The 22,998-nt window shown below is 73.5% G+C and carries 19 protein-coding genes and 1 tRNA gene; 7 read left to right on the top strand and 13 right to left on the bottom strand.

Annotated features, from left to right (window positions below; all coding sequences use genetic code 11):
• The first annotated feature begins 270 nt into the window (after nt 1-270).
• Nucleotides 271-456, top strand: coding sequence for a hypothetical protein (locus C7Y72_RS18165; protein WP_146175444.1), 186 nt, complete (start codon nt 271-273; stop codon nt 454-456).
• Here C7Y72_RS18165 and C7Y72_RS18170 read toward each other — a convergent pair.
• The 6 genes from C7Y72_RS18170 to C7Y72_RS18195 form a co-directional block, all read right to left on the bottom strand.
• Nucleotides 453-1,532, bottom strand: coding sequence for a tyrosine-type recombinase/integrase (locus C7Y72_RS18170; RefSeq protein WP_146175445.1), 1,080 nt, complete (start codon nt 1,530-1,532; stop codon nt 453-455). The two genes, C7Y72_RS18165 and C7Y72_RS18170, sit on opposite strands and share 4 nt — an antisense overlap.
• A 167-nt stretch (nt 1,533-1,699) precedes the next feature.
• Complete coding sequence (locus C7Y72_RS18175; protein WP_107570615.1) at nt 1,700-1,927, bottom strand: helix-turn-helix domain-containing protein; 228 nt, start codon at nt 1,925-1,927, stop codon at nt 1,700-1,702.
• A gap of 125 nt (nt 1,928-2,052) precedes the next feature.
• Nucleotides 2,053-2,126, bottom strand: a tRNA-Pro gene (locus C7Y72_RS18180).
• A 48-nt stretch (nt 2,127-2,174) separates the two neighbouring features.
• Complete coding sequence (locus tag C7Y72_RS18185) at nt 2,175-2,594, bottom strand: hypothetical protein (protein ID WP_107570616.1); 420 nt, start codon at nt 2,592-2,594, stop codon at nt 2,175-2,177.
• Nucleotides 2,595-2,653: 59 nt separating this feature from the next.
• Nucleotides 2,654-3,280 carry a response regulator gene (locus C7Y72_RS18190; RefSeq protein ID WP_107570617.1) on the bottom strand — a complete coding sequence of 209 codons (627 nt, stop codon included), beginning with the start codon at nt 3,278-3,280 and terminating at the stop codon, nt 2,654-2,656.
• Nucleotides 3,277-4,584: a sensor histidine kinase gene (locus C7Y72_RS18195; RefSeq protein WP_107570618.1), complete on the bottom strand. Its 1,308-nt coding sequence runs from the start codon at nt 4,582-4,584 to the stop codon at nt 3,277-3,279. Before C7Y72_RS18195 ends, C7Y72_RS18190 begins: the two co-directional genes overlap by 4 nt.
• Nucleotides 4,585-4,699: 115 nt before the next feature.
• On the opposite strand from C7Y72_RS18195, the gene C7Y72_RS23485 reads away from it, so the two are divergent.
• Nucleotides 4,700-5,182: a hypothetical protein gene (locus C7Y72_RS23485; protein WP_158276927.1), complete on the top strand. Its 483-nt coding sequence runs from the start codon at nt 4,700-4,702 to the stop codon at nt 5,180-5,182.
• An 83-nt stretch (nt 5,183-5,265) separates the two neighbouring features.
• A complete protein-coding gene (locus tag C7Y72_RS18200; RefSeq protein WP_158276928.1) occupies nt 5,266-6,954 on the top strand; it encodes a calcium-binding protein in 1,689 nt (562 codons plus the stop codon).
• 18 nt (nt 6,955-6,972) lie between these two features.
• Here the strand turns inward: C7Y72_RS18200 and C7Y72_RS18205 are convergent, their stop codons facing one another.
• The gene (locus C7Y72_RS18205) at nt 6,973-7,878 is read right to left on the bottom strand and encodes a hypothetical protein (protein ID WP_107570620.1); all 906 of its coding nucleotides are present in this window, start codon (nt 7,876-7,878) and stop codon (nt 6,973-6,975) included.
• 82 nt (nt 7,879-7,960) lie between these two features.
• Here C7Y72_RS18205 and C7Y72_RS18210 point away from each other — a divergent pair, with 82 nt between their 5' ends.
• The 3 genes from C7Y72_RS18210 to C7Y72_RS18220 are packed head-to-tail and all read left to right on the top strand — an operon-like array spanning nt 7,961 to nt 10,419.
• Nucleotides 7,961-8,398 (top strand): MarR family winged helix-turn-helix transcriptional regulator, encoded by a 438-nt coding sequence (locus C7Y72_RS18210; protein ID WP_158276929.1) that lies wholly within the window; start codon nt 7,961-7,963, stop codon nt 8,396-8,398.
• Nucleotides 8,395-9,942, top strand: a complete 1,548-nt coding sequence (locus tag C7Y72_RS18215) for an MDR family MFS transporter (RefSeq protein WP_199224004.1) — start codon at nt 8,395-8,397, stop codon at nt 9,940-9,942. The genes C7Y72_RS18210 and C7Y72_RS18215 overlap by 4 nt, the downstream gene beginning before the upstream one ends.
• Nucleotides 9,943-9,957: 15 nt before the next feature.
• The gene (locus tag C7Y72_RS18220; protein ID WP_107570622.1) at nt 9,958-10,419 is read left to right on the top strand and encodes a universal stress protein; all 462 of its coding nucleotides are present in this window, start codon (nt 9,958-9,960) and stop codon (nt 10,417-10,419) included.
• A 103-nt stretch (nt 10,420-10,522) separates the two neighbouring features.
• Here the strand turns inward: C7Y72_RS18220 and C7Y72_RS23490 are convergent, their stop codons facing one another.
• The 4 genes from C7Y72_RS23490 to C7Y72_RS18240 all read right to left on the bottom strand — a co-directional run bounded on the left by C7Y72_RS23490 (nt 10,523) and on the right by C7Y72_RS18240 (nt 20,846).
• Nucleotides 10,523-16,729: a hypothetical protein gene (locus tag C7Y72_RS23490; protein WP_158276930.1), complete on the bottom strand. Its 6,207-nt coding sequence runs from the start codon at nt 16,727-16,729 to the stop codon at nt 10,523-10,525.
• 243 nt (nt 16,730-16,972) lie between these two features.
• On the bottom strand, nt 16,973-18,007 hold the full coding sequence (locus C7Y72_RS18230; protein ID WP_107570623.1) for a threonine aldolase family protein: 1,035 nt from the start codon (nt 18,005-18,007) through the stop codon (nt 16,973-16,975).
• The gene (locus C7Y72_RS18235) at nt 18,004-18,744 is read right to left on the bottom strand and encodes an SDR family NAD(P)-dependent oxidoreductase (RefSeq protein ID WP_199224005.1); all 741 of its coding nucleotides are present in this window, start codon (nt 18,742-18,744) and stop codon (nt 18,004-18,006) included. Before C7Y72_RS18235 ends, C7Y72_RS18230 begins: the two co-directional genes overlap by 4 nt.
• Nucleotides 18,741-20,846 carry a DUF6421 family protein gene (locus C7Y72_RS18240; protein WP_107570625.1) on the bottom strand — a complete coding sequence of 702 codons (2,106 nt, stop codon included), beginning with the start codon at nt 20,844-20,846 and terminating at the stop codon, nt 18,741-18,743. Before C7Y72_RS18240 ends, C7Y72_RS18235 begins: the two co-directional genes overlap by 4 nt.
• 66 nt (nt 20,847-20,912) lie before the next feature.
• Here C7Y72_RS18240 and C7Y72_RS18245 point away from each other — a divergent pair, with 66 nt between their 5' ends.
• Nucleotides 20,913-21,365: an Lrp/AsnC family transcriptional regulator gene (locus C7Y72_RS18245; protein ID WP_107570847.1), complete on the top strand. Its 453-nt coding sequence runs from the start codon at nt 20,913-20,915 to the stop codon at nt 21,363-21,365.
• Between the two features lie 300 nt (nt 21,366-21,665).
• Here C7Y72_RS18245 and C7Y72_RS18250 read toward each other — a convergent pair whose 3' ends face one another.
• Nucleotides 21,666-22,325 carry a hypothetical protein gene (locus tag C7Y72_RS18250; protein ID WP_107570626.1) on the bottom strand — a complete coding sequence of 220 codons (660 nt, stop codon included), beginning with the start codon at nt 22,323-22,325 and terminating at the stop codon, nt 21,666-21,668.
• The gene (gene rpsD, locus C7Y72_RS18255; RefSeq protein WP_107570627.1) at nt 22,322-22,954 is read right to left on the bottom strand and encodes a 30S ribosomal protein S4; all 633 of its coding nucleotides are present in this window, start codon (nt 22,952-22,954) and stop codon (nt 22,322-22,324) included. The genes C7Y72_RS18250 and rpsD overlap by 4 nt, the downstream gene beginning before the upstream one ends.
• Nucleotides 22,955-22,998 lie beyond the last annotated feature (44 nt).

Genomic DNA, 22,998 nt, shown 5'->3' on the forward strand with positions numbered 1-22,998 from the left:
GGTCGCAAGTGTCTGCGCCGGACCGCGCGGCTGTGTGCTTGCACACGCGCACACAGGAGTGCAACTGTGTGCCGGTCCCGCTGTTTGTGAATCGGCAGCCATGCAGGTCACGGGGTAGTCGGCGCTCGGTGGCGCGACATAGAGGGCATGGGAAAGCGTGGAAGGCGTCGGGTTGGATCGAAGCCTGAGGGGCCGGTGTGGCAGACGGCTCGGGTTCGGTGCGATGACGAGACCTGGGCACAGTGGCGACAGCTGCTTGGTCAGCGGTCGGTGGCCGAGGCGCTCGGCGCGCACGTTGCCGGCGAAGTCTTGAGGGCCGAGCGCCGACGGGCGAGTCAGGCCGAGCTCGACGACCAGGAGGTCTTGGAGATGCTCGAGCGGGTCGAAGATGCGCAGGCGACGCTCGCGGTGTTGATGGAGAGCCTGCAGTACCGGATCCAACCCAAGCGCTTCTAGAGCCCCGGGAGGCGTGGACGCCCATCCCCCGCTCCCGGCTCCTGCGGTGCGAAGGCGTCGTTGACCATCGCGAGCTCGTGCTCGCTCAGCGCGTAGTGCGCGTAGATCTCTGTGGTCTTGGCGTCGGCGTGACCGAGGAACGTTTGGATCGCCCGCATCGGCACTCCGGCCGACGCGAGGCGCGTCGCGAAGGTGTGGCGCAGGTCGTGGAACCGGACGACGCGTACGCCGGCGTCGCGGCATGCCTGCTGGAACTTCTTGGTGACCTTCGCTCCGTCCAGCGGCCGGCCAAGGATCGGGTGGGCGAAGACCAGGTCGTCGTCGCCGGTGAACTCCGAGCGCTTGGACCACGCGTCAAGCGCCGCGACGACCTCGTCGGTCAGTGGCACGGATCGCCGCGTGGAGAGGTCGGACTTGCCGTGTCCAGAGAACTCCGTGCGCCGCCACGTCTGCCGCACGCGGACGCGCTGGATCGGCCAATCGATATCCCGCCAGCGCAGCGCCAGCAGCTCGCCCTGCCGTAGACCTGTCATCGCCGCGGTCAGGACGATCACACGCAGCACCGGCCCGAGGACGTCGGCCGGCGGCGGGGGCGACGGGCCCGCACGTCCAGCGCGGAACGGTTTGGGCGCGCGCACCACGACGTCGTCGGGGATCATGCGAATGACCGCCTTCAGCTCCTCGACGGTCAGGAACTTCAGGTCCGGGTTCGTGTCGCGAACGTGCTTCGGCCGCGCGGCACGCCGCACCGGGTTGTCCGTGGTCCACTCGAGGTCGATCGCGTGCTCGAAGACGCCGTGCAGCACCTTCAGGGTGTTCGCGACCGTCTTCGGTGCCAGCCCGTGCTCGAGCAGCTGCGCGCTCATCGCCTCGACGTCCCGGCGATGGACGCGCCGCAGCACCATCCGGCCCATCTCCGGCCCGAAGTGGTGGCGGTGCGCAGCGGACAGCGTGCCGAGGTAGCTCTTGCTGACGCCGTTGACGCGCTTGTGCTCGATCAACGCCAAGGCGGCGTCGTCGACCGTGTGCCGTCCGGCCACCGTTGGCGTCGGTCTCGTCTCCTCCTCGATGATCATGCGCCGCAGCAGCGACTCGGCCTCCCGCCGCGTCAAGCCATCCGTGGCGCCCACGGAGCGAACGGGCCCGACGCGTCGGTTGACGCGCCGGCCGTCGAGGGTCCGCCAGCGCGCGTACCAGGCGCCGTGCTTCTCGCTGAGCGAGCCGGTGCCGTAGGAGCGTCTGCTCACGTCCCCTCCTTCTCGTCGAGCCAGCGCTCCAGCGTGGAGCGGCGGTAGCGGTAGGAACGCCCGAAGGTGATGTGCGGGATGCGGCCGGCGCGCGTCTCGGCGTAGATCCACGCCGTCGTCACTCCGAACCACTCAGCGATGCGCGGAGCCTCCAGAAGCTCCTCAGAACCAGCAGGAGGCATGAGACGACGCGGATTGGGCGTCAGGGGCAGTTGTTCTTCCATGCCCTCTACGTCGCGCGAAGGACGTCCGACTACCCCGGCAAATGAACCCCGTATTGGACCCCGTGGGGTCTGCGGAACCGCTCCAGAAACGCGAAAACCCTGCGATTTGCAGGGCTTTCGGTAAGTCGGGGAGACAGGATTTGAACCTGCGACCGCCCGGCCCCCAGCCGGGTGCGCTACCAGACTGCGCCACTCCCCGTGGTGCGTGGCACAGGGTACCGGCCCGGGGCCGAGGGGCGCGTCCCGGTCAGTCGGTGGTGCCGGCGAGGGTGGCGGCGGCGGTGCAGCTGGCGCCGCCGGGGCCGGTCGCGCGGACGCTGATGGCGTCGCTGCCGGGCAGGTCGCGGAGGGTGCGGCGGACGCTGAGGCCGCTGGAGGACGGGCGGACGGTGAGGCGGGCGACGACGCGGCGTTCCTGCACGACGACGACGCGCCAGCGGGCGCGGGTGCTCACGCGCCGCGCGTCGAAGTCCAGGCGGATCGCGCCGTCCCGTGCGCGCAGGCGCAGCTGCGCGGTGCCCGCACCGGAGCAGCGGCCGCTGACGCGCGTCTCGGCGCGGTCGCCGTCACCGTCCTTGGCCGTCGCGACACCCGCCCCCGGCCCGACGAGACCGAGACCGAGAACGACGACGACAACGACGAGCAAGAGCGACGGGCGGCGCGGCACGTGCTGCACGCTGTCACGCCCCGCCCCCCGTGGGCAATGGGACCTTGGTCGGACCGCGCTCATCCGGCCAGCCCGTGCCGCTCGGCCCACAGCGCGGCCTGCGTGCGGTCGGTGACGCCGAGCACGCGGAAGATCCGCGTCAGGTGCGACTTGACGGTCTTCTCGCTGATCTCCAGCCGGCGGGCGATGAGCTTGTTCGGCAGGCCCTCGACGAGCAGGCCGAGCACCTCGCGCTCACGCGGGGACAGCTCCGCCAGCGGGTCGGGGGCGCTGCGCGCGTCGAGGATCGTGCGCGCCGCCCGCGGGTCCAGCGGCGACTCGCCGCGCGCCGCCGCCCGGATGCCGGCGGCGACCTCCTCGGCCTCCACGTCCTTGAGCAGGTAGCCGCACGCCCCGGCCTCCAGGGCGCTCATGATCCGGGGACGGTCGGAGAACGCGGTCAGCACCACGACGGCGGGCGCGTCGGGACCGGCGGCGCGGATGCGACGGGTCGCCTCGATCCCGTCGAGCACCGGCATGTCGAGGTCCATGAGCACGACGTCGGGCGCCACCTGCGCGCACACCGTCACGGCCTCCTGTCCGTCGGCGGCGACCCCGGCCAGCTCCACGTCCTCCAGGGCGGCGATCAGCCGTCCGAGCCCGTCGCGGATCACGCCGTGATCGTCGGCCAGCACGACGCGGATCATCCCTGCGGCACCTCCAGCTCGACCGTCGTCCCCTCGCCCGGCACCGACGTGACGGCCAGCCGGCCGCCCGCCCGGCCGACGAGGCCCTCCAGCAGCGACAGGCCCACGTGGCCCTCCTGCGCGCGCCGCTCGCGCTCCCCGGCGGCGAAGCCGCGCCCGTCGTCGCGCACGACGAGCCGCACCCGGCCCTCCCCCGCGCGCACGGCGATCGTCACCGTCGCCGGGTCGGCGTGCGCGGCCGCGTTGCGGACCGCCTCGCGCGCCACCCGGTAGACGAGCTCCTGCCGCGCCACCGGCACCCCGCCGTGCAGGTCCAGGCCGGTCTGCACGCCCGCCCGGGCCAACGGGGACAGCAGGTCGCTGAGCGCCACCTCCAGGCCCGCGGACGAGAGGTTCGGCGGATGGATCTCGACCAGCAGCGTGCGCAGGTCGCGCACGCCCTGGCGCAGGGTCGCGGTCGCGCCGTCGAGCACGCCGGCCTCCTCGTCCGCACCGCGTGCCCGGGCCGACGCGGCCAGCGGCGCGAGCCCGAACGCGACGCCCGCGAGGTCCTGCACGACCCCGTCGTGGAGGTCGGCGGCGATCCGGCCGCGCTCGCGCGACGAGGACTCGACGGCGCTGGCGAGCAGCACCTCGCGCTCCTGGTGGCCGCGCTGCAGGCGCCGGGCCATCCGCCACGCCAGCGGCACCTGCAGCAGCAGCAGGACCACGACGCCGCCGATCAGCGGCGGGGCCATCGTGCCGAGCAGCCGCTCGGCGCTCGCGCTGACCGACCCGAACCGCTGGTAGATCTCGAACAGCACCTGCGTGCCGTTCGGGGTGCGGATCGTCGTGTGCGCCTCCAGCAGCTTGCCCTCCGGCCGCTCGAGCCGGTTCTCGGGCTTGCCGAGGTCGCTGAGCTCGGCCTCCGCCCCACCGGTCTCGAACAGCTCGCGCTCGTCCTCCCCGAGCGTGTAGCGGCGGCCGATCAGCGCCGGCTCGTCGGAGTAGAGGATCCGCCCGTCGCGCGTCCAGACCTTCACGCGCACGATCGACCCGGCCAGCACCTTGCCCAGCACGAGGTCGTCCAGCCGCCGCAGCGCGGCCGGGTCGCCGCGCAGCAGCCCGTCCTGGAGGCCCGCGGTCTCCACCAGCGACGCGATCGCCACGACGCGCTCGCGCGTGTCGCGCTCGGCCTCCTGCTCGGCGGCGTCGCGCAGCAGCACGAACCCGCCGACGACGATGACGGCCACGGCGACGAGGCTCGCGAGCACGAACCGCGCCACGGCGGCCCCCAGGCGCGGGGGTGGGGTCTGCGCGAGCACGGCCCGGATTCTCGCGGGGCGGGTCGCAGGCCGCCATCAGACCTTGGTCCCATTGCGATGCGGACCGCGGCCGCTCCACGATCCACCCATCCCGAAGCGACCCCCAGGAGGGACCATGTCTCGCACCACCCGCACCGCCGCCGCGCTCACGATCCTCGCCACCGCCCTCACCCCGGCGGCCGCGCTCGCCAAGCACGGCGCCGACGACGGCCCCGCCCACGACCGCGGCGACGACAAGGGCGGCCTGCGCGACGACCGCACCAGCGGCGCCACCACGAGCAAGGGCAAGACCCGCAAGGCGCGCGTGCGCGTCACCGGCAGCTGCGACGGCGACTCCACCGCGAAGCTGAAGGCCAAGCCCGACGACGGCCGCCTCGAGGTCGAGTTCGAGGTCGACGAGAACCGCGTCGGCTCCGCCTGGACCGTGACGATCACCCGCAACGACGACACCGTCGTGCGCCGCACCGCCACCACCCGCGCGCCCAGCGGCTCCTTCTCCGTCGAGCGCAGGATCGCCAACCCGGCCGGCACCGACCGCATCTCCGCCCGCGCGGTCAGCCCCTCGGGCGAGGTCTGCACCGCGTCGCTGTCGATCTGACGTCCCCGGGCCGGGGGTCCGAACCGGGACACCCGGCCCGAGAACCGCTCTGGGCCCGCCCGTGGCGCGGCTACGATGCGCTCGTGTCCAGACTCCGCCTCAGCGCCCTCTCCGTCGCGCTCCTGCTCGCCGTCAGCGCCCTCGCCGCCACCGCCTTCGCGCGGACGATCAACGGCACGAGCAAGGGCGACCGGCTGACCGGCACCGGCTCGGCCGACCGGATCTTCGGGCGCGGTGGCAAGGACCGCATCGCCGGCCTCGGCGGCGCCGACCTGCTGGACGGCGGGCCCAACGCCGACCGGCTCGACGGCGGCGCCGGCCGCGACCGGCTGCTGGGCCAGGCCGGCCTCGACACGCTGCTCGGCGGTGCCGGCGACGACCAGATGGACGGCGGCGGTGGCGACGACGACCTCGATGGCGGTGCCGGCAGCGACGTCCTCCTGGGCGGCACCAACGGCGACACGCTCGACGGCGGCCTTGGCAACGACACGCTCGACGCCGGGACCGGGGACGACACCGCCTCCGGTGGGGCCGGGGACGACGGCGTCGACGGCGGCGGTGGCGCCGACCAGCTCAGCGGCGGCGACGGCACCGACGAGCTCGCCGGAGGCTTCGCCAATGACCGCCTCGACGCGGGGCCCGGCAACGACACGGCCCGCGGCGACTCGGGCGACGACACGGTCGCCGGGGGTGACGGCGACGACCTCCTGAAGGGCGGGACCGGCAACGACACCGTCGACGGCGGCGCCGGGAACGACCGCATCGACGGGGACGACGGCGACGACACCCTCCTGGGCGGCGACGGCGCGGACTTCATCGTCGAGGCCCGCTACGGCAACGAGAAGCTCGTCGACGGCGGCGCCGGGGACGACTACATCCACACCAACCGCGGCCGCGACACGATCGTCCGCGGCGGCGACGGCGACGACGTGATCCGCACCGGCGGCGCGCCCGACGGCAAGGTGACGAGCAACGGCTCCCCCGCCCCCGACGCCGTGGTCGACGGCGGCCCCGGCAACGACATCCTCCTCACCGGCGGCTCCGCGGACCGCCTCAGCGGCGGCCCCGGCGACGACCTCCTCTACGGCGGCGGCAACGACAGCGGCCCCGACACCTACGACTGCGGCGACGGCAACGACACCGTGTTCGTCGACGACGAGAACGAGGCCCGCGGCGCCGCCGCCACCGGCACCTGCGAGACGATCGTCATCGGCGACCCGTCCAGCGGCGACCCGCGCTTCGACGGCCTGAACGGCGCCCCGCACGCGGGCCTGGCGACCGGCGGCGCGGAGGGCGCCGCGATCCTCGAGGCGATCGCGGTTCAGGCCGAGAACCCGTCGATCCAGGGCACGGCCGGGCCGGACACGCTCAACGGCACGGTCGTCGGCGACTCGATGAACGGGCAGGACGGCGACGACGTCGTCAACGGCCTGCAGGGCGACGACGACGCCCGCGGCGACGACGGCAACGACCAGGTCTTCGGCGGCCTGGGCAACGACCTGCTGTTCGGCGACGCCGGGGACGACCTCCTCGACGGCGGCGAGGGCACCGACGAGCTCGAGGGCGGCGCGGGCGCCGACCGGCTGCTCGGCGGCCCCGGCGACGACCGGCTCAACGGGGGTCTGGGCAACGACGACGTCCAGGGTGGCGAGGGCAACGACGACATCACCGCCAAGGGCGGCGGCGCCGACGTGATCGACTGCGGCCCCGGCTTCGACAAGGTCGCGGTCGACCGCGCGGACCGCCACCGCAACTGCGAGTCGGTCTCCTGACGGCGGCGTGCTGCGGGATCAGACGATGATCCCGCAGTACTGCTTGCTCGCGATCCAGGCCTTGCCCTTCGGGCACTTGGGGTAGCGGTTGCGGATGTTCTCGGAGAAGTTCGTCCAGTAGTGCTTGGCGACGGTGTTCGCGTTGATCGGCCCGAGGATCGAGGCCTTGCTGACCGGGCCCCACGCGTCGACGAGCAGGTACTTGTAGTCGCAGTAGAGGTAGTCGCTGGTGACCGAGCAGTACTGGCGGAAGCGGAAGGTGATCGACCGCCCGGCGCCCTCGGGGTGCCCGGCGAGGGAGATCAGCTGGAAGCCGTTCCTGGCGATCTTCGTGACGCGCACGGGACCGTTGGGGCCGGGCGCCTCCAGCTCGCAGCGCTTGCCGCCGTAGATCCGCTTGCCGCAGCCCTTGAAGGGGAAGTAGCGGGAGAAGTCGTTCTTGAGGACGCCGACCATCTCGCTGTACGTCCACGACTTGAAGCGCGTCCCGAGGTCGTAGGTCTGCGAGTAGGAGCCGTAGCCGCCGGGATTGTCGTCGAGCTCCGGCGCCTGCCCGAGCTGCGGCGAGTTCAGGTTCGGGCCGGGGCCGCACTCGGGCGCGCCGGCGAGGCGGCCGTCGCTGTAGGTCTTCAGCAGCTGGTCGGGGACGTAGTAGCGGCCGATCTTCACCCAGAGGGTCGAGCCGTAGGCGGCCTGCCCCGAGGTCTGGCAGGCGATCTTCACCCACTGGCCCTTGCGGACCCAGTCGACCTTGGCGCGCGGCTCGAGCTTCGGGGCGACGCGCCCGTCGGCGTCGGCCTTGACGAGGTAGGTGTTGCTCGCCGCCCACGGCTTCAGCGCGCGGACCTTGGCGGCCGAGGCCGGACCGGCGAGCAGGCCGAGGGCCAGCAGCGAGAGGAGCGGGGCGAGGAGGAGGCGACGCATGTCCCCGGTCTCTCCACGCGCACGTGACATGCGTCACGCATCTCACATGCATCTCACGAACGCGGGTATAGTTGCTTGCATCATGCAAACAAAAGCCACGAGGCACGACACGATCGAGCTGCTGCTGCGCCGCATCTACGGCATCGGCATGGTGCAGCGCGAGCTCGCCCGCCAGGCCTCGCAGGAGCTCGGCTCCAACGGCTTCACCACGCTCGCCGTCGTCCACACCCACGGCCCCCTGCGCATCGGCGACATCGCCCAGCGCCTCGGGGTCGACGTCTCCGTCGCCAGCCGCCAGGTCACCGCCCTCGTCAAGGTCGGCTACCTCGAGCGCCAGGCCGACGAGGCCGACGGGCGCGCCCAGCTCATCGCCACCACCGACGCCGGCACCACCGTGCTGCGCGACTGCCACCAGCGCATGGTGCGCGAGTTCGAGGGCGTGCTGGACGACTGGACCGAGCCGGAGATCGAGGCCCTGACCGCCGGTCTGGAACGCCTCAGGGAGGACTTCACCCGATGAGCCCGGACGCCACCCCCACGATGAGCCACCGCGCCGTCCTGACCGCGCTCAGCGGCCTGATGCTCGGCATGTTCGTCGCGATCCTGTCGAGCACCGTCGTCACGACCTCGCTGCCGCGCATCGTCAGCGACCTCGGCGGCAGCCAGTCCTCCTACACCTGGGTGGTCACCTCCACCCTGCTGGCGCTCACCGTCAGCACCCCGATCTGGGGCAAGCTCGCCGACCTCTACGACCGCAAGCTGCTCGTCCAGACCGGCCTGACCATCTACGTGCTGGGCTCGATCCTCGGCGGCCTCTCGCAGTCGATGGAGTGGCTGATCGGCTGCCGCGTCCTGCAGGGCCTCGGCGTCGGCGGGCTCACCGCGCTCGTCCAGGTGATCCTCAGCGACCTCGTCTCCCCCCGCGAGCGCGGCCGCTACGCCGGCTACCTCGGCGCCGTCTTCGGCGTCGGCACCGTCGTCGGCCCGCTGCTCGGCGGCGTCCTCACCGACGCGGTCGGCTGGCGCTCCACCTTCTACGTCGGCGTCCCGTTCGCCGCCATCGCGCTCGTGCTGCTCCAGCGCACGCTCGACCTGCCGCGCCGTCGCGGCGAGGTCCACCTCGACTGGGCCGGCGCGCTGCTCATCGCGGGCGGCGTCTCCTCGCTGCTGATCTGGGTCTCGCTCGCCGGGCACGACTTCGCCTGGCTGAGCACCTGGACCGCCGGGCTGCTCACGCTCAGCGCCGCGCTGCTCGTCGCCGCCTACGTCACCGAGCGCCGCGCCCGCCAGCCGCTGATCCCGCTGACGCTGTTCAAGGACCGCGCGGTCGTCATCGCCACGCTGTGCAGCATCTGCGTCGGCACCGCGATGTTCGGCACCACCGTGTTCCTCTCCCAGTACATGCAGCTCGCACGCGGCATGTCGCCGACCGAGTCCGGCCTGCTGACGATCCCGATGGTCGTCGGCCTGTTCCTCGCCTCCACCATCATCGGCCGGCGCATCAGCGCCACCGGCCGCTACAAGCAGTGGATGATCACCGGCGCGGCGCTCCTCACCGCCGGGCTCGCCGCGATGGGCACGATGGACGAGACCACGAGCCTCGTCGAGCTCAGCGCCTTCATGTTCGTGCTCGGCGCGGGCATCGGGATGCTCATGCAGAACCTCGTGCTCGTCGTGCAGAACGCGGTCGCCCACGAGGACATCGGGGCCGGCAGCTCGGTCGTCGCGATGTTCCGCAGCCTCGGCGGCGCCATCGGCGTCAGCGCCCTCGGCGCGGTGCTCGCCACCCACGTCGCCACGAGCATCGGCGCGGGCGCGTCCGGCGGCGACGGCGCGGTCCCCGACATCTCCGCGCTGCCCGAGCCCGCCCGGCGCGTCGTCGAGCACGCCTACGGCACCGGCATCGCGGAGGTCTTCCTCCTCGCCGCCCCGCTCGGCGTCGTGGTGCTCCTCGCGCTGCTGACGCTCAAGGAGGTGCCGCTCGGCTCGCGCAGCGGCATCGACATCGCCCGCGAGCGCGCCGCCCGGACCGCGGCGTCCGACCCCACCCCCACCCCCGCCTAGAGAACGGAGCACCCCATGCAGGAGCTGCGCTTCAAGAACCTCCTCGTCGCCGTCGACGGCTCCCCCGGCTCCGCGCTCGCGCTCGCCGCCGCCGTCAGCGCCGCCCAGCGCGACCACGCCCGCCTGACCCTGCTGACCGTCGTCCCGGACGTGCTGACCGAGACGACCCGCTGGGGCAACGCCGCCGCGCTGCCCACGGGTGACCTGCAGGACGACGCCGACCGGATGGGCCGCGAGACCCTCCAGGACGCCGGTCGGGAGATCCCGCAGGACCTGCCCGTCACGCTGCGCGTCCGGCACGGCAAGGCCGCCGCCCAGATCGTGCAGGAGGCGCAGGAGACCGACTACGACGCGATCGTCATGGGCGCCCGCGGCCGCAGCCGCGTCGGCGCGCTGATGGGCAGCGTCAGCCAGGAGGTCCTGCACCACTCGCCCACGCGCGTGTTCGTCGCGCACGAGCCCGCCGCCGCCGCCTGAGCCGCGGCGCGAACGCCGGAGAGGAACGGCCGATGGCCCGGCCCGCGGGGGAGCGGGGCCGGGCCGTCGGTGCTGCCGGGAACCTGCGCGGCTCGCGGAGCGTCTATCCCGCGCTGCAGACCGGCACGAGCTGGCCCGCGATCGGGAAGTTCAGGAGATCGATCCCGCCGGACTCCAGCGACTTCGTCCCCTTGCAGTCCAGCGACCCGGTCGCCCGCGGATCGAGCAGCGACCCGCCGCCGCGGCGGCCCGGCAGCCAGACCAGGCGCCGGTCGGCGATCGCCGGGTTGCCGTCGCTGCCGAGACGGAACTGCGTGATGTCGGGCGGGAAGCGGATGTTCCCGAGCACGAACGGCTTGGCCTGCGAGTCCACGAACAGGTAGAGCCGCGGGACCGTCGTGGTCAGGTACCCGAACGGGGTCGACTGGCCGAAGTCCAGGGCGAGCCGGTGGAACCGGACGTTCTGGACCTGCACCGGCTGGCCGCCGTCCCCGAGGTCGATCGTCGCGTTCATCGTGATCATCGAGCTGATCGCCGCGCTGTTGCCCGAGGTGCCCTGGTCGTCGAAGTCCAGCGACACCTGCGAGGCGAACGGACGGTTCTGCCCGCCCGCGGTGCCCGACAGCGTCATGTCGGGCCGCTCGCGGTAGCCGATGAAGTTCGCGTTGCTGCGCACGTAGTCGCCCAGCGGCGCCGGGAGCCGGTCGGCAGGACGGCACGCCCCGTCGGTGGCCAGGCACGCGTTGAGCTTCTCGGGGATGTTCGTCAGCGAAAAGTTCGCCGACGGGATCGTCCCGAGGTTCGCGACGTTCAGCGTCAGGGCCCCCATCTTCTTGCCCTGGCCGGCCTGCCCGTTGCGCAGCACCAGCCGCGTCGGGTCACCGTCGTTGACCGGCAGGATCACGCCGACCTCGGTGCGGTTGGACGGCTTGTTCAGCAGGCCAGTGACGGTCGCGTCGGCGCCGTCCTGCGGCAGGGCCGCGTTGAGCTCGATCGGCTTGGTCTGCGCCTCGACCTGGTCGAGCGCGATGTTCACCGGGTCGAGGTTCATCGACAGGCCCTGCAGCGCGCTGAGCCGCACGCCGACCCCGAAGTTCGCGGGATCCCCGTCGTAGGAGAACAGGTCGTTCGGCTGGCCGGTCGCCGGCAGCTGCCGGGAGCCCGCGGCGAGCCGCAGCTCCCCGATCGCCTGCCCGCCGCCGACCGCGAGCTGCGCCAGCGGCGGCTTGGGGCCGGTCTCCGGCTGCTCGGGCAGCGTCAGCGTGAAGGACTGCGGCACGCTCGTGATCGCCGCCTCGACGCCCTCGGCGCCCTCCAGCAGCTGGATGCCGTCGGCCTTGATGCGGATGCTGCCGACGACGCTCGTGGCCTGGTAGGTCAGCTTCGACCCGCCCGTGGTCGCCGAGCCCGCGGGGTTGACGTCCCCGAGCGCGACGCGGAACGTCTGCGGCAGGTTCAGGATCTCCGCCTGCACGCGCAGCGGCGCCGCGTCCGGGTCGACGGGCGAGCCGTCCTCCGGGGCGGGGGCGTCGAGCTTCGCGTCCACCCGGAACGGGGTGTCCGGCCGCATCGTCGCCTCGAGCGTGATCGGGTCGGTGTTGACCTCGAGCTTCTGCAGGTCGAAGACGCGCAGCGCGAGGCCGAGCTGGCCGTCGGTGGAGTCCAGCAGCGCGCCCGCCTCGCCGTCCGGGATCACCGGCGCGTCGCGGTCGGGGCTCGACGCCGTGACGTCGATCTGGCCGATCGGCTGCGAGCTCTCGAGCGTGATCGACTCGTCGAGGTCCTGCCCGATCGTCAGCGCGAACTGGGTCGGCACCTGGCGGAAGTCGACCGCGAAGTCGGTCCCGCCGAGGAACACCGGCTCCTCGCTGCCGATCGCCACGCTGATCCGGTTCACCGGGGCAGAGCCGTTGTAGGTGACCTGGCCATCCTCCAGGTTCAGCGCGAGGTCGAGGACCTCGGGCAGCTGGTCGATGACCGCGTTCGCCTGCAGCGACTCGGTGTCGATGTCCGCCGTGAAGAGGCCACCGGCGGTCTCGGTGCGCAGCTGCACCGCGTCGCTGGTGTCCAGGTTCAGCTTCTTCAGCTGCCGCACGCGGGCGGCGAGCTCGAAGTCCTGCCCGTCACGGTCCTTGAGGATCGCGCCCTGGTCGGCGGGCAGCGCCGGCTCGGGCTTGCCGTCCTCCCAGGCCTGGATCTCGATCAGCTGGATCGGCTGGTCGGCGGTGAGCGAGGCGCCCCCGGCGTCCTGCGCGAACCCGAGCGTCACGTGCGCGGGGAGCTTCTCGATGCGGGCCTTGATGCGGTTGCCCTCGCCGAGGATCGGCTGCGCCAGACGCGCGTTCAGCGTCAGCAGCTCGATGCCCTGGTCATCGCCCTCGGCGTTCGTGCCGTCGAAGGTGATCTCGCCGTCGTCGAGCCCGAGGCCGAGCTTCGCGTTGGCCGGCAGGTCGAGGATGTCGGCCTGCGCGGCGACGTCGGCGGTGTCGATGTCGATCGCGAACGGACCGCCGGCGGTGCGGGCCTCGAGCCCGACCTCGCCGGAGAACGCGGCCGTGAGCTTGCGCAGCTCGCGGATGCGGGCGGCGAGCACGAACGGCTCACCGGCGCGGTCGCGGTAGATCGCCCCCTGCCGGGTGGTGTCGTCCAGCGGCGCCGGGAGCGCGGTGGCCCCGTCGCTGGCGAGCAGCTCGAGGCTGCCGATCGCGGCGTCCCCGTCGTCCCCGGCGACGACGCTCGCGCCCGTGCCGGAGTCGTCGAGCTCGACGGCGATCTTCGACGGGAGGTCGAGGATCGTGGCCTGCAGCCGCGAGGCGCGGCCGAACAGCGGCGTGGCGGAGGTCGCGGTGAGCGCGACGCGGTCCACGCCGTCGCCGTGCCCGTCGAGCGTCAGCCGCCCGGCGCCGAGGTCGGCGGTCAGGTCGGTGTGCGCGGGCAGGTTCTCGATCTGCGCGTCGACGTCGAGGCCCGGCGAGGCGACGAGCACCCGGAAGGGCGTGCTGCGCAGCTTCGAGGTCAGGCCGACGTCGTCGCCGGACAGGTTGACCGTGACCTCGCGGAGGTCCAGGAGGCGCGCGGCGAGCACGTAGCCCGCCGGCGTGTCGCGGAGCACCGCGCCCTGCGGGGTGCCGAGCGTGGCGTCCACGTCGACGGCGTCCGCTGCGTCGGTGGCGCCGAGGGTCAGCTCCTCGATCGGGTCGGAGGCGACGACGCTCGCGCCGGTGCCGCCGTCGGCGAGGTCGATCGTCACGTTCGGGGCGAGCTTCTTGACCCCGAGGTCGATGCGCGTGGCGCGGCCGATGAGCGGCTGGGCGCTGCGCACGTTCAGCGCGACGCTCTCGATGCCCTGCGGGTCGCCGTCGGCGTTCTTTCCGGCGAACGTCAGCTTGCCGGCGTCCTGGTCGAAGCCGACCTGCACGTCGGCGGGCAGGTCGCGGATCGCGCCGCGCGCCGTCAGGTCGGCGGTGTCGACCTCGACGTCGAACGGGCCACCGGCGGTCTTCGCCGTGAGGCTGACCGACGGCTGCAGGCCGACGTCGATGGAGCGCAGGCCGCGGATGCGGGCGCCGGCGACGAAGCCCGCGGGACGGTCGACGTAGCGCACGCCGTTGGCGCCGTCGGCCGGCAGGTCGCCGACGAGGTCGACGGGACGGTCGGCCGCGGCCAGCTCGATCAGGCCGATCGGCTCGCTCGCGGTGACCTTGATGCCGTCGTCGGCCTGGTCGAGGTCGAGGGTCAGGTCGGGGGCGATGTCCTCGATGTGGCCCTTGAGCTGGTTGGCCCGGCCGACGAGCGCCCCGCTGGTGCGGAGGTTCAGGTCGAGCGCGTCGATGCCCTGCGGCTCGTCGCCCGCGGTCCGGCCGCGGAAGCCGATGCGCAGGTCGTCGAGGTTCGCGGTGATGGTGGACTTCGCCGGCAGCTCGGTGATCTGCGCGGAGCCGGTGAGGTCGTCGGTGTCGATGTCCGCCCGGAAGACGCCGCCCGCGGTCTCGGTGCTGATGCGCAGCTCGTCGCCGAGGTCGGCGGCGATGCGGCGCAGCTCGCGGATCCGTGCGCCGACGACGAAGTCGCCGCCGGTGCGGTCGGTGTAGCGGACGCCCTGGACGTCGCCCGCCGGCAGGTCCGCCGCGCGGTCGATCAGGCGGTTGGCCGCGACGAGCTCGATCGAGCCGATCGGGGCGCTGGACTGCACGGTGAAGTCGTCGCCGTTCGGCTGCAGGCCGAGCTCGACCTCCGCCGGCAGGCCACGGACGTCGGCGTCGATCCGGTCGGCGCGGCCGAACAGCGTGCCGCCGACCGCGCGGGCGGTGACCGCGATGCGGTCGATGCCCTGCGGGTCGCCGTCGGCGTCGGCACCGGTGAAGCGCAGGGCCGCGGCGTCGTCGTCGATCCCGAAGGTCGCGCGGGCCGGCAGGTCGAGGACCTGGCCGCCGGCCTCGAGGTCCGCGGTGCGGACGTCGAGGGAGAACGGGCCGCCCTTGGTGACGGCGTTCAGCGTGGTGCCGTCACCGGTGTCGATGCCGACCTCGCGCAGCTCGCGGACGCGGGCCGCGATGCGGAACTCGCCGCCGGGGACGTCACGGTAGACGACGCCGTCGCTGGTGCCGACCGGCAGCGCCTCGGAGCCGTTGGAGGCCACGAGCTCGACCTTGCCGAGCGCGCCGCCGCCCTCGACCTTGAAGCCCGTCTTGTCGCCGTCCTGGACGAGCGAGGCGATCGTGCGGGCGGGGATGCCCTCGATCGTGCCGCGGATCTTCGTGGCCCGGCCGACGAGCGGCTGGGTGCTGTCGGCGTTCAGGACGATCCGGCCGATGCCGGTGCCCTTGCCGTCGAAGTCGACCTTGAAGTCCTGCGGGTCGACGGAGAGGTCGAACTCGCTCGGCAGGTTCAGGACGCGGGCGGTGATGGTCCGGCCCGGATCCTTGATGCGGGCGAGCAGCGGCGTCGCGGCGATCTTGGCGGAGACGCGCGGCGCGCCGCCGCCGAGCGAGAACGTCGCGCGCTGGATGCCCGGGATGCGCAGCGCGGTCGAGGAGACCGTGCCGTCGTCGTCGAGGTTCAGGTACGCGGGCTCGCCGGCGAGGAACTTGGGCTCGCCGTTGGCGAAGCCGACCTCGGTGAGGCCGATGGCGCCGCCCGTGGTCTGGACGGAGCCCCCGTCGTCGTTGACCGCGGCGGTGAAGCCGGTCGGGACGTCGTCGAGGTTGAGGATCGTCTTCTGCGCGGTCGTGCCCGCGACCTTGGAGACGAGCGAGGCGCGGATCGCCGCGACGCGCGCGGACGCCGTGTAGGTCGCCTGCACGTTGCCCGAGGTCCGCGCGGTCAGGCCGAGCGAGGAGGGCAGGTTGTTGATCTGCGCGGAGATCTCGTCGACCGACTGGCCGTCGACGACGCTGGCGGACAGGGTGGCCGGGCCGACGCGGTTCTGCGTCAGGGTCGCCTGGACCTCGTCGCCGGCGCGGGCGGTGATCGCCGCGGTGTCGGGCGAGGCGCCGTAGGCGAGCCGGACCCGGGTCGGGTTGACCGGGTTGGCGGTCGTGCCGTCGTAGATCCCGGCGACCAGGGCGATCTTCTCGCCGCGGGCCGTCTGGCTGAGGTTGAAGGTGTAGGTGCCGTTCGGCCGGGCGATCGTGTCGATCGGGGTCCCGAGCGTGAAGCGACCGGGCGCGCGATCGTCCAGCGCGTCGTAGCCGAAGGCGATCTGCGAGCGCCCGAGGGTCCGGCGCGTCTGGTCGCGCAGCACCGCCTGCACGGAGACCGGGAGGGTCGAGGTCTCGCCGAACGCGCGGACGAGCTCGACGCCGACCTGGTTGTTCCCCGTGATCGTGATCGTGCCGGTGAGGTCGGCGAGCACGTCGTCGTCGACGTTCAGCGCCGTCGGGACCCCGACGACCGCGGTGTGGCTGCGCGAGACCGTCGTGCCGTTAGCGCGCTTCCAGGTCGTCTCGAACTTGTACTCGAGCAGGCCGGCGCTGCAGGTCAGGGTCGCGAGGCCCTGCCCGATCGTCCCGACGCCGTTCTCCCCGAGCCCGGGCGTGTTGAGGATCTGGGAGAGGCCGGTGGCGGTCGGGCAGAGCAGCTGCGAGGCGGTCGGCAGGACGCCCTGCTGACCGGTGAGGAGGCCACCGACGGAGGGCACGAGCGTCGAGGTGGTGCCGTTGACGGTGCTCGTCACCGCGCTGGTCGTGTTGCCCAGCAGTCCGCCGAGCAGGGCGTGCGCGGGTGCGGCGATGGCGAGCGACGCGATCGCCGTCGCACCCGTGACCCGCGCGACACGCGTCGCGCGACCTGCATGGAACCTCGGACCCATGAACTGCTCCCCACGTCGTGGAACGTCACCGTGCGCCCTGCCGTGGGCGGTGTCCCGCGAAGTACCCCTACCTCCGGACGAACGGCAACGTACACATGAGCCGCGGCGAACTGCAACCGCGGTAACGCGTTGTTTTCAGGTTCCGCACCGCGACATCTCGTCGCAGAAAGACGACCCGGAAAATGGACTGTCGATCGACGCCAACGCGAACGCGCCAATCTTGGACAAAGATCCAGGTAGCGCTCAGCCGGCGGCGTGCCGGGCGATCGCGGCGACGAACCCGTCGACGTCGTCCGCGGTCGTGTCCCACGAGCACATCCACCGGACCTCGCCGGTCAGCTCGTCCCACACGTAGAACAGGAAGCCGTCCGCCCACAGCGCCTCGCGCACCCGCTCGGGCACGATCGCGAACACCGCGTTGGCCTGGACCTCCTGCGTCACCCGGACCCCCGGGAGCCCCGTCACGCCCGCCGCCAGACGGGCGGCCATCGCGTTGGCGTGCGCGGCGTGCAGGCGCCACCGGTCGTCGGTCAGGAGCGCGTGCACCTGCGCGGAGAGGTACCGCTGCTTGGAGGCCAGCTGCATCGCGGCCTTGCGCCGCCAGGCGATCCCGTCGGCGTGCGCCTCGTCGAACAGCACGACCGCCTCCGCTCCCAGGCCGCCGTTCTTCGTGATCCCCAGCGCCAGCGCGTCGACGCCCAGATCCCGGGTGGCCTCGCGCAGCGAGCAGCCGTCGGCCGCCGCCGCGTTCATGATCCGCGCGCCGTCGAGGTGCAGCAGCATCCCGTGCTCGTGCGCGAGGTCGGCGAGCGCGCGAATCTCCGCGCGGGCGTAGCGGGTGCCCAGCTCGGTCGACTGCGTGATCGACAGGACCTTCGGCTGCACCGCGTGCTCGTCGCCGAAGCGCACGAGCCGCGGCGCCACGAGCTCGGGGGTCAGCTTGCCGTCCGGCGTCGCGACCGGCAGGAGCTTGCGGGCGAGCAGCCGCTCCGGGGCGCCGCCCTCGTCGACGTAGATGTGGGCGCTCTCCGCGCACACGATCGCCTGGTGGTGCGCCGGCGCCAGGCTCTCCAGGCACAGGACGTTCGCGGCCGTCCCACCCCAGACGAAGAAGACCTGCGCCTCCTCCCCCAGGTGCTCGCGGACGAGCGCGACCGCGTCCTGGGTCACCGGGTCCGCCCCGTAGGCGGGCACGTGACCGAGCGCGTCGGCCTGCGCGACCGCGGCGAGGACCTCCGGGAGCGCCCCCGCGTAGTTGTCCGAGGCGAACGCCGTCACCGGCGCGTCCCGCCGTGCAGCTGCAGGCGCTGGCCGTTCATCGCGCTCGCCCCGTCCCCCAGGACGTAGGCGATCGCGGCGGCGATGTCGTCCGCGTCGGCGAACGTCCGGTAGGCGCTGTCGGCCTTGCCCTCGACCATCGCGGCGGTCGCGATCGCGTCGACCACGACGATGTTCGCCGTCGCGCGGCGGGGATCGTCCGCCTCCTGCTGGGCGAAGCCGTCGGCGAGCGCGAGCGTCCACGCCTCCGCCGCCGCCTTCGCCGCGCCGTAGGCGGCGTTCGTGAACGTCGGCGCCTGCGCCTGCTTGCTGCTGACGAGCACGAAGCGGCCGTGCCCGCTGTCCAGCAGCGGTCCCGCGAAGGCGCGGCTCGTGTGCTGCACGGTCCGCACGAGCAGGTCGTGCAGCAGCGTCCAGTCCTCCAGCGGGGCGGTCGGCAGCGGCTCGCCGCCCCGCCAGCCGCCGACGAGGTGCGCGAGCCCCGCGACCGTCCCGAAGCGCTCCACGAGCGCGGCGGCCCAGGCGGCTGTCGCGTCGGGGTCGAGCAGGTCGACCGTGCGGACGTCCACGCGCTCGGCCGGGAGCGCGAGCTCGGCCGCGAGCGCGTCGAGCTTCGCGGCGTCGACGTCGGTCAGCGCGAGCGTCGCGCCGTGCGCGGCGAGCGCCCGGGCGACCGCCGGGCCCAGGCCCCCGGTCGCGCCGGCGATCGCGACGACGCGGCCGTCGAGCGCGCTCACGCGGCCACCAGGGCCGGCTCGAGCTTCGGCTGCAGCTGCGTGTAGAAGACGCTCAGCGGGAACTCGTCGTCCTGCACGGCGTCGATCCACCGCTTCGGATCGGGCTCCTCGTGCAGGGCGCGGGCGCCGCCGGTCCACACCGACGTGACGGCGGGCGCGACGTAGGAGCTGACGAGGTCGTGGGCGGTCATCCAGTAACGCACCTTCGGGAGATCGATGCCGGACCGGTACAGCGCCTCCACCTTTGCACGAAGCGCGACGACGCCGTCCGCCACGTCGTTCCAGTCGATCGTCAGGCGGTTGTCGGTCCAGCGGATCGTGCCGCGCTCGTGCAGGAACGCGAACAGCAGCTGGCCGCCGAGCCCGTCGTAGTTGCGCACCCGCGAGCCCGTCACCGGGAAGCGGAACAGGCGGTCGAAGAGGATCGCGGTCTGCACGTGGCGGGCGAACGCGAAGCCCTCCGCCTCGAGCCCGACCGCCTCGCTGAACGCGGTCAGGTCGCAGCGCAACTCCTCCAGCGAGTACATCCAGTACGGCATCCGCTGGCGGATCATGAATGGGTCGAACGGCAGGTCGCCGCGGCTGTGCGCCCGGTCGTGGACGAGGTCCCACAGCACGAACGCCTCCTGGCTGATGCGCGGCGAGGCCAGCAGCGCCGCGGCGTCGGCGGGCAGGTTCACGCCGAGGACCTCGACGGCGGCGCCGCAGACGCGCCGGAAGCGCTCGGCCTCACGGTCGCAGAAGATGCCGCCGAAGTGGTTGACGGTCGGCTTGCGCTCCCCGGTCGAGAACGTCTCCGGGAAGAGGACCGCGCACTCGCTGTCGTAGCCCGCCGTGCGGTCCACGAACGTCACCGGCACGAACTTCGGGTTGTCGTAGCGGGTGCGCTCGAGCTCGGCCAGCCACGCCGGCCACGGCACGCGCACGACGAGCGCCTCGAAGCGGGTGTCGCGCGACCCGTTCTGCGTGTACATCGGGAACACGACGAGGTGCTCGATGCCGTCCTCGCGGTGCAGGTCGGGACGGAAGTGCTCGAGCGCGCCGGTGAAGTCGGGGCGCGGGAAGCCGTCGGCCACCCAGCGGTGCAGGTCGGCGACGGTCGCCTCGACGTAGGCGGCCTGGTGCGGGAAGTGCGGGGCGAGCGCGGCGACCGCGTCGGCGATGCGGCCGACGCGCGCGGCGAGGTCGGCGGCGTCGTGCGTGGCGGTGTCGACCGAGCCGTCGGGCTCCTGCAGCAGCCGCAGCGCGTCGACCTCGGCCTTGAGCGTGGCCCAGTGCGGGTCGGCGAGGACCGGGGACGCGGCGGGCGTCCCGCCGGCGGCGGCGAAGGCGGACTGCGCCGCCCACGTGATCGTGTCGAGCCAGAGCGCGCGGTGGTCGAGGTCGCCGAGGCAGTCGTCGCCGAACAGGTCGGAGTCGGCGAAGAGGACGACGCGGCCGGCGCCCGCGGTCGTGGCGGCGAGCAGCGTCGCGCCCGCGGGGTCGGCCTGCGCGGAGGTCTGCAGCAGCGGGGTGGCGCCGTTGCGCAGCTCGAGGGCCCCGGCGCGGTAGAACGCGGCGCGCTCGACGCGGGCGAGCAGGTCGGCGCCGCCGACGGTGCTGCGGGCTGCGGCGCGCTGGGCGAGCACCCAGGCGGGGTTGCCCGCGTGCGCGTGCGTGTAGTCGTAGACGGTGGCGGTGGCGACGCCCAGGCCGAAGCGGGCGAGCAGCCGGTCGACGTTGGTGCCGTACTTCGCCTGCTCGGTCTCGCCGAGCACGACGAGGCCGCCGCCGGCGCGGACCCACGCCTCGATGGCGTCGATCTCGGCGTCGGCGAACACCGGGTACGCGCCGTCGGTCTTCTCCCACGTCGCCTCCGAGGGGTGCGCGATGACGAGCACGTCGGCGTCGGCGAGCGCGTGTGCGTCGAGCGCGCCGTGCCGATGGGCGGCGACGGTCAGCTCGCGGCCGCGCAGCGCGTCGGCGGCGTCGGCGTAGCTCGAGTCCTGCGGATGGGCGGGCTGCAGCGCGGCGGCCCGCTCGCGCGAGATCGTCCACGCCTCCCCGTGGGACTCGTCGAAGAGGACGCGCGCGACGGCGGCAGGGGCGTTCACGAGGGCCATGCGGAAAGGCTAGGCGGGACCGATGCGACGCTCAATGCCGATCCGCTGCCGGAGTACGGCAGAATCCTGCGCATGGACGACATGGACCGCCAGATTCTTGCGCTGCTGACCGACGACGGCCGTCGCACGTACGACGACATCGCCCGGCGCGTGTCGCTCTCCTCCCCCGCGGTGAAGCGCCGCGTGGACCGGCTGCGCCGCGACGGGACCCTGCGCGGCTTCACCGCGGTCGTCGACCACGCCGCGCTCGGCTACGGCGCCGAGGCGCTGGTGGAGCTGTTCTACGGGCCCGGCGTGACGCTGGACCGGGTCGCCGCGTCGCTGCGGGCGGTGCCCGAGGTCGTGGAGGCCTGGAGCGTCACCGGCGAGGCCGACGCGATCGCCCGCGTGCGTACCCGCGACAACGCGGACCTCGAGCGCCTGATCCGCTCCCTGCAGGCGGACGGCACCGTCGTGCGCACCCGCTCCCAGGTCGTCCTCTCCCGCCTGGTGCACCGCCGCGGCGAGGACGACGCCTGAGCCACCCGCCGCACCCCCGTACCCCTGGGGGGCGGTGAACGGACCTTTCCAGCCCGTGGAGGGGCGGGAGATGGACAGTCCGGGTGGGTTCTCCGGATTCCCCGGCGGACGCGCATCGTGACGGACCGCAGTCAGACCCCTGGTCGAGGCGCACCCGCCGACCGGAGCGCCGCCGAGGCCGCACGCCCCCGCCGTCACGAGGCACCCGCCAGGCTGTCCATCCTCCGCCCCTCCAGGGGCTGGAAATGTCCGTTCACCCCCTCCAGCGCGGGGCAGGGCGGGGCCGGCGGCCGCCCGCGCTCAGTTCCAGGCCGACTGGGCGCGGGCGGCGTCGACGCGGCGGCGTAGGTGCTCGCGCGGTGGCAGCGGGAGCGCGAGGAGCAGCTCGCGGGCGCGCGCCCGCAGGTCCAGGCGGCCGATCTCGTGGGCGCGCAGCGCCACGAGGTCGAGCAGCGCGGCGGCCCCCTCGTGCGGGCAGAGCCAGGCGACGTCGCCACCGTGGTCGAGGTCGCGGGCGTCGAGCAGCCGGCCCTCCTCGCGCGGGACGCTCACCAGCGGCAGATCGAGGTCCCGGTGGGCGAGGGCGACGAGGCCCGGGGACCGCACGACGTCCACGGCCCAGCCGGCGCGGTGCGCCGCCGCCGCGGCGACGAGCGCGACCGCGAGCTCGTGCCCGGCGGCGGTCGCGAGCACGCGGTCGGGGACCAGGTCGTCGATGCCGGCCGGGACCGCGCGCGGACCGAGCACGGCGAACGACGCGACGACCCGCTCGCCGAGCGCGTCGAGCTGCAAAGCGGGGTCCCGCGTGGGCACGGTGCGCAGGCGGTTGGCCAGCGGCGCGATCCAGTCCAGGCCGCCGGCGACGGACGGCGGGTCCAGCGCGCCCGACAGCGCGTGCAGCAGCGCCCCCAGCCCGGGGTCGCGCAGCCCGGCCACGCGGGTGAACGGCGCCGGGGTCATCGCCGCGCGTACCGCTCGACGACGTGCTGCTCGACCACGGGGACGTGGATCTCGTCGCGCACGGGCAGCCGCAGCACGCGGCCGGTGAGCGCGTCGAGGTCGGCCTGCAGCCAGGGCGGCACGGTCCCGACCTCCTCGGCGGCCTGCCGCGCCACCGGCTCGACCGGCGCGCCCGGCGCCAGGGTGATGACCGAGCCCTCGGCGACCAGCGCGGACGCGATGTCGCAGCGGCGCCCGTCCAGCCAGATGTGCCCATGGCCGACGAACTGCCGCGCCTGCGCGCGCGTGTTGGCGAGGCCGAGCCGGTAGACGACGTTGTCCAGGCGCCGCTCCAGCGTCTGCAACAGCGCCTCGCCGGTGGTGACGTCGCGGCGGCGGGCGGCCTGCTCGACGTAGCGGCGGAACTGCCGCTCGCGCACGCCGTAGAGGAGCTTCAACTTCTGCGTCTCGCGCAGCTGCACGCTGTAGACCGACGGGCGCCCTCGGCGCGCGGCCCCGTGCTGGCCGGGCGGCACGGCGCCGCGCCGCTCCAGGGACGTCTTCCCGAGCAGGCGTCGGGTGCCCTTCAGGCCGAGATCGACGCCCTCGCGCCGCTCGAGCTTCTCGACTGGTCCGGTGTATCGACCCATGTGTAAGGGCACCCTAACAAACAGCCGGGGCGCGGGGAACCGCC

The sequence above is a fragment of the Paraconexibacter algicola genome (assembly GCF_003044185.1).
In the GTDB taxonomy this organism is placed as follows: domain Bacteria; phylum Actinomycetota; class Thermoleophilia; order Solirubrobacterales; family Solirubrobacteraceae; genus Paraconexibacter; species Paraconexibacter algicola.

What these genes read in the sequence shown, in the direction of transcription:
- C7Y72_RS18170 (WP_146175445.1), bottom strand. Translation starts at nt 1,532, where the DNA reads ATGATCATCGAGGAGGAGACGAGACCGACGCCAACGGTGGCCGGACGG.
- C7Y72_RS18175 (WP_107570615.1), bottom strand. Translation starts at nt 1,927, where the DNA reads ATGGAAGAACAACTGCCCCTGACGCCCAATCCGCGTCGTCTCATGCCT.
- C7Y72_RS18190 (WP_107570617.1), bottom strand. Translation starts at nt 3,280, where the DNA reads ATGATCCGCGTCGTGCTGGCCGACGATCACGGCGTGATCCGCGACGGG.
- C7Y72_RS23485 (WP_158276927.1), top strand. Translation starts at nt 4,700, where the DNA reads ATGTCTCGCACCACCCGCACCGCCGCCGCGCTCACGATCCTCGCCACC.
- C7Y72_RS18205 (WP_107570620.1), bottom strand. Translation starts at nt 7,878, where the DNA reads ATGCGTCGCCTCCTCCTCGCCCCGCTCCTCTCGCTGCTGGCCCTCGGC.
- C7Y72_RS18210 (WP_158276929.1), top strand. Translation starts at nt 7,961, where the DNA reads ATGCAAACAAAAGCCACGAGGCACGACACGATCGAGCTGCTGCTGCGC.
- C7Y72_RS18215 (WP_199224004.1), top strand. Translation starts at nt 8,395, where the DNA reads ATGAGCCCGGACGCCACCCCCACGATGAGCCACCGCGCCGTCCTGACC.
- C7Y72_RS18220 (WP_107570622.1), top strand. Translation starts at nt 9,958, where the DNA reads ATGCAGGAGCTGCGCTTCAAGAACCTCCTCGTCGCCGTCGACGGCTCC.
- C7Y72_RS23490 (WP_158276930.1), bottom strand. Translation starts at nt 16,729, where the DNA reads ATGGGTCCGAGGTTCCATGCAGGTCGCGCGACGCGTGTCGCGCGGGTC.
- C7Y72_RS18240 (WP_107570625.1), bottom strand. Translation starts at nt 20,846, where the DNA reads ATGGCCCTCGTGAACGCCCCTGCCGCCGTCGCGCGCGTCCTCTTCGAC.
- C7Y72_RS18250 (WP_107570626.1), bottom strand. Translation starts at nt 22,325, where the DNA reads ATGACCCCGGCGCCGTTCACCCGCGTGGCCGGGCTGCGCGACCCCGGG.
- rpsD (WP_107570627.1), bottom strand. Translation starts at nt 22,954, where the DNA reads ATGGGTCGATACACCGGACCAGTCGAGAAGCTCGAGCGGCGCGAGGGC.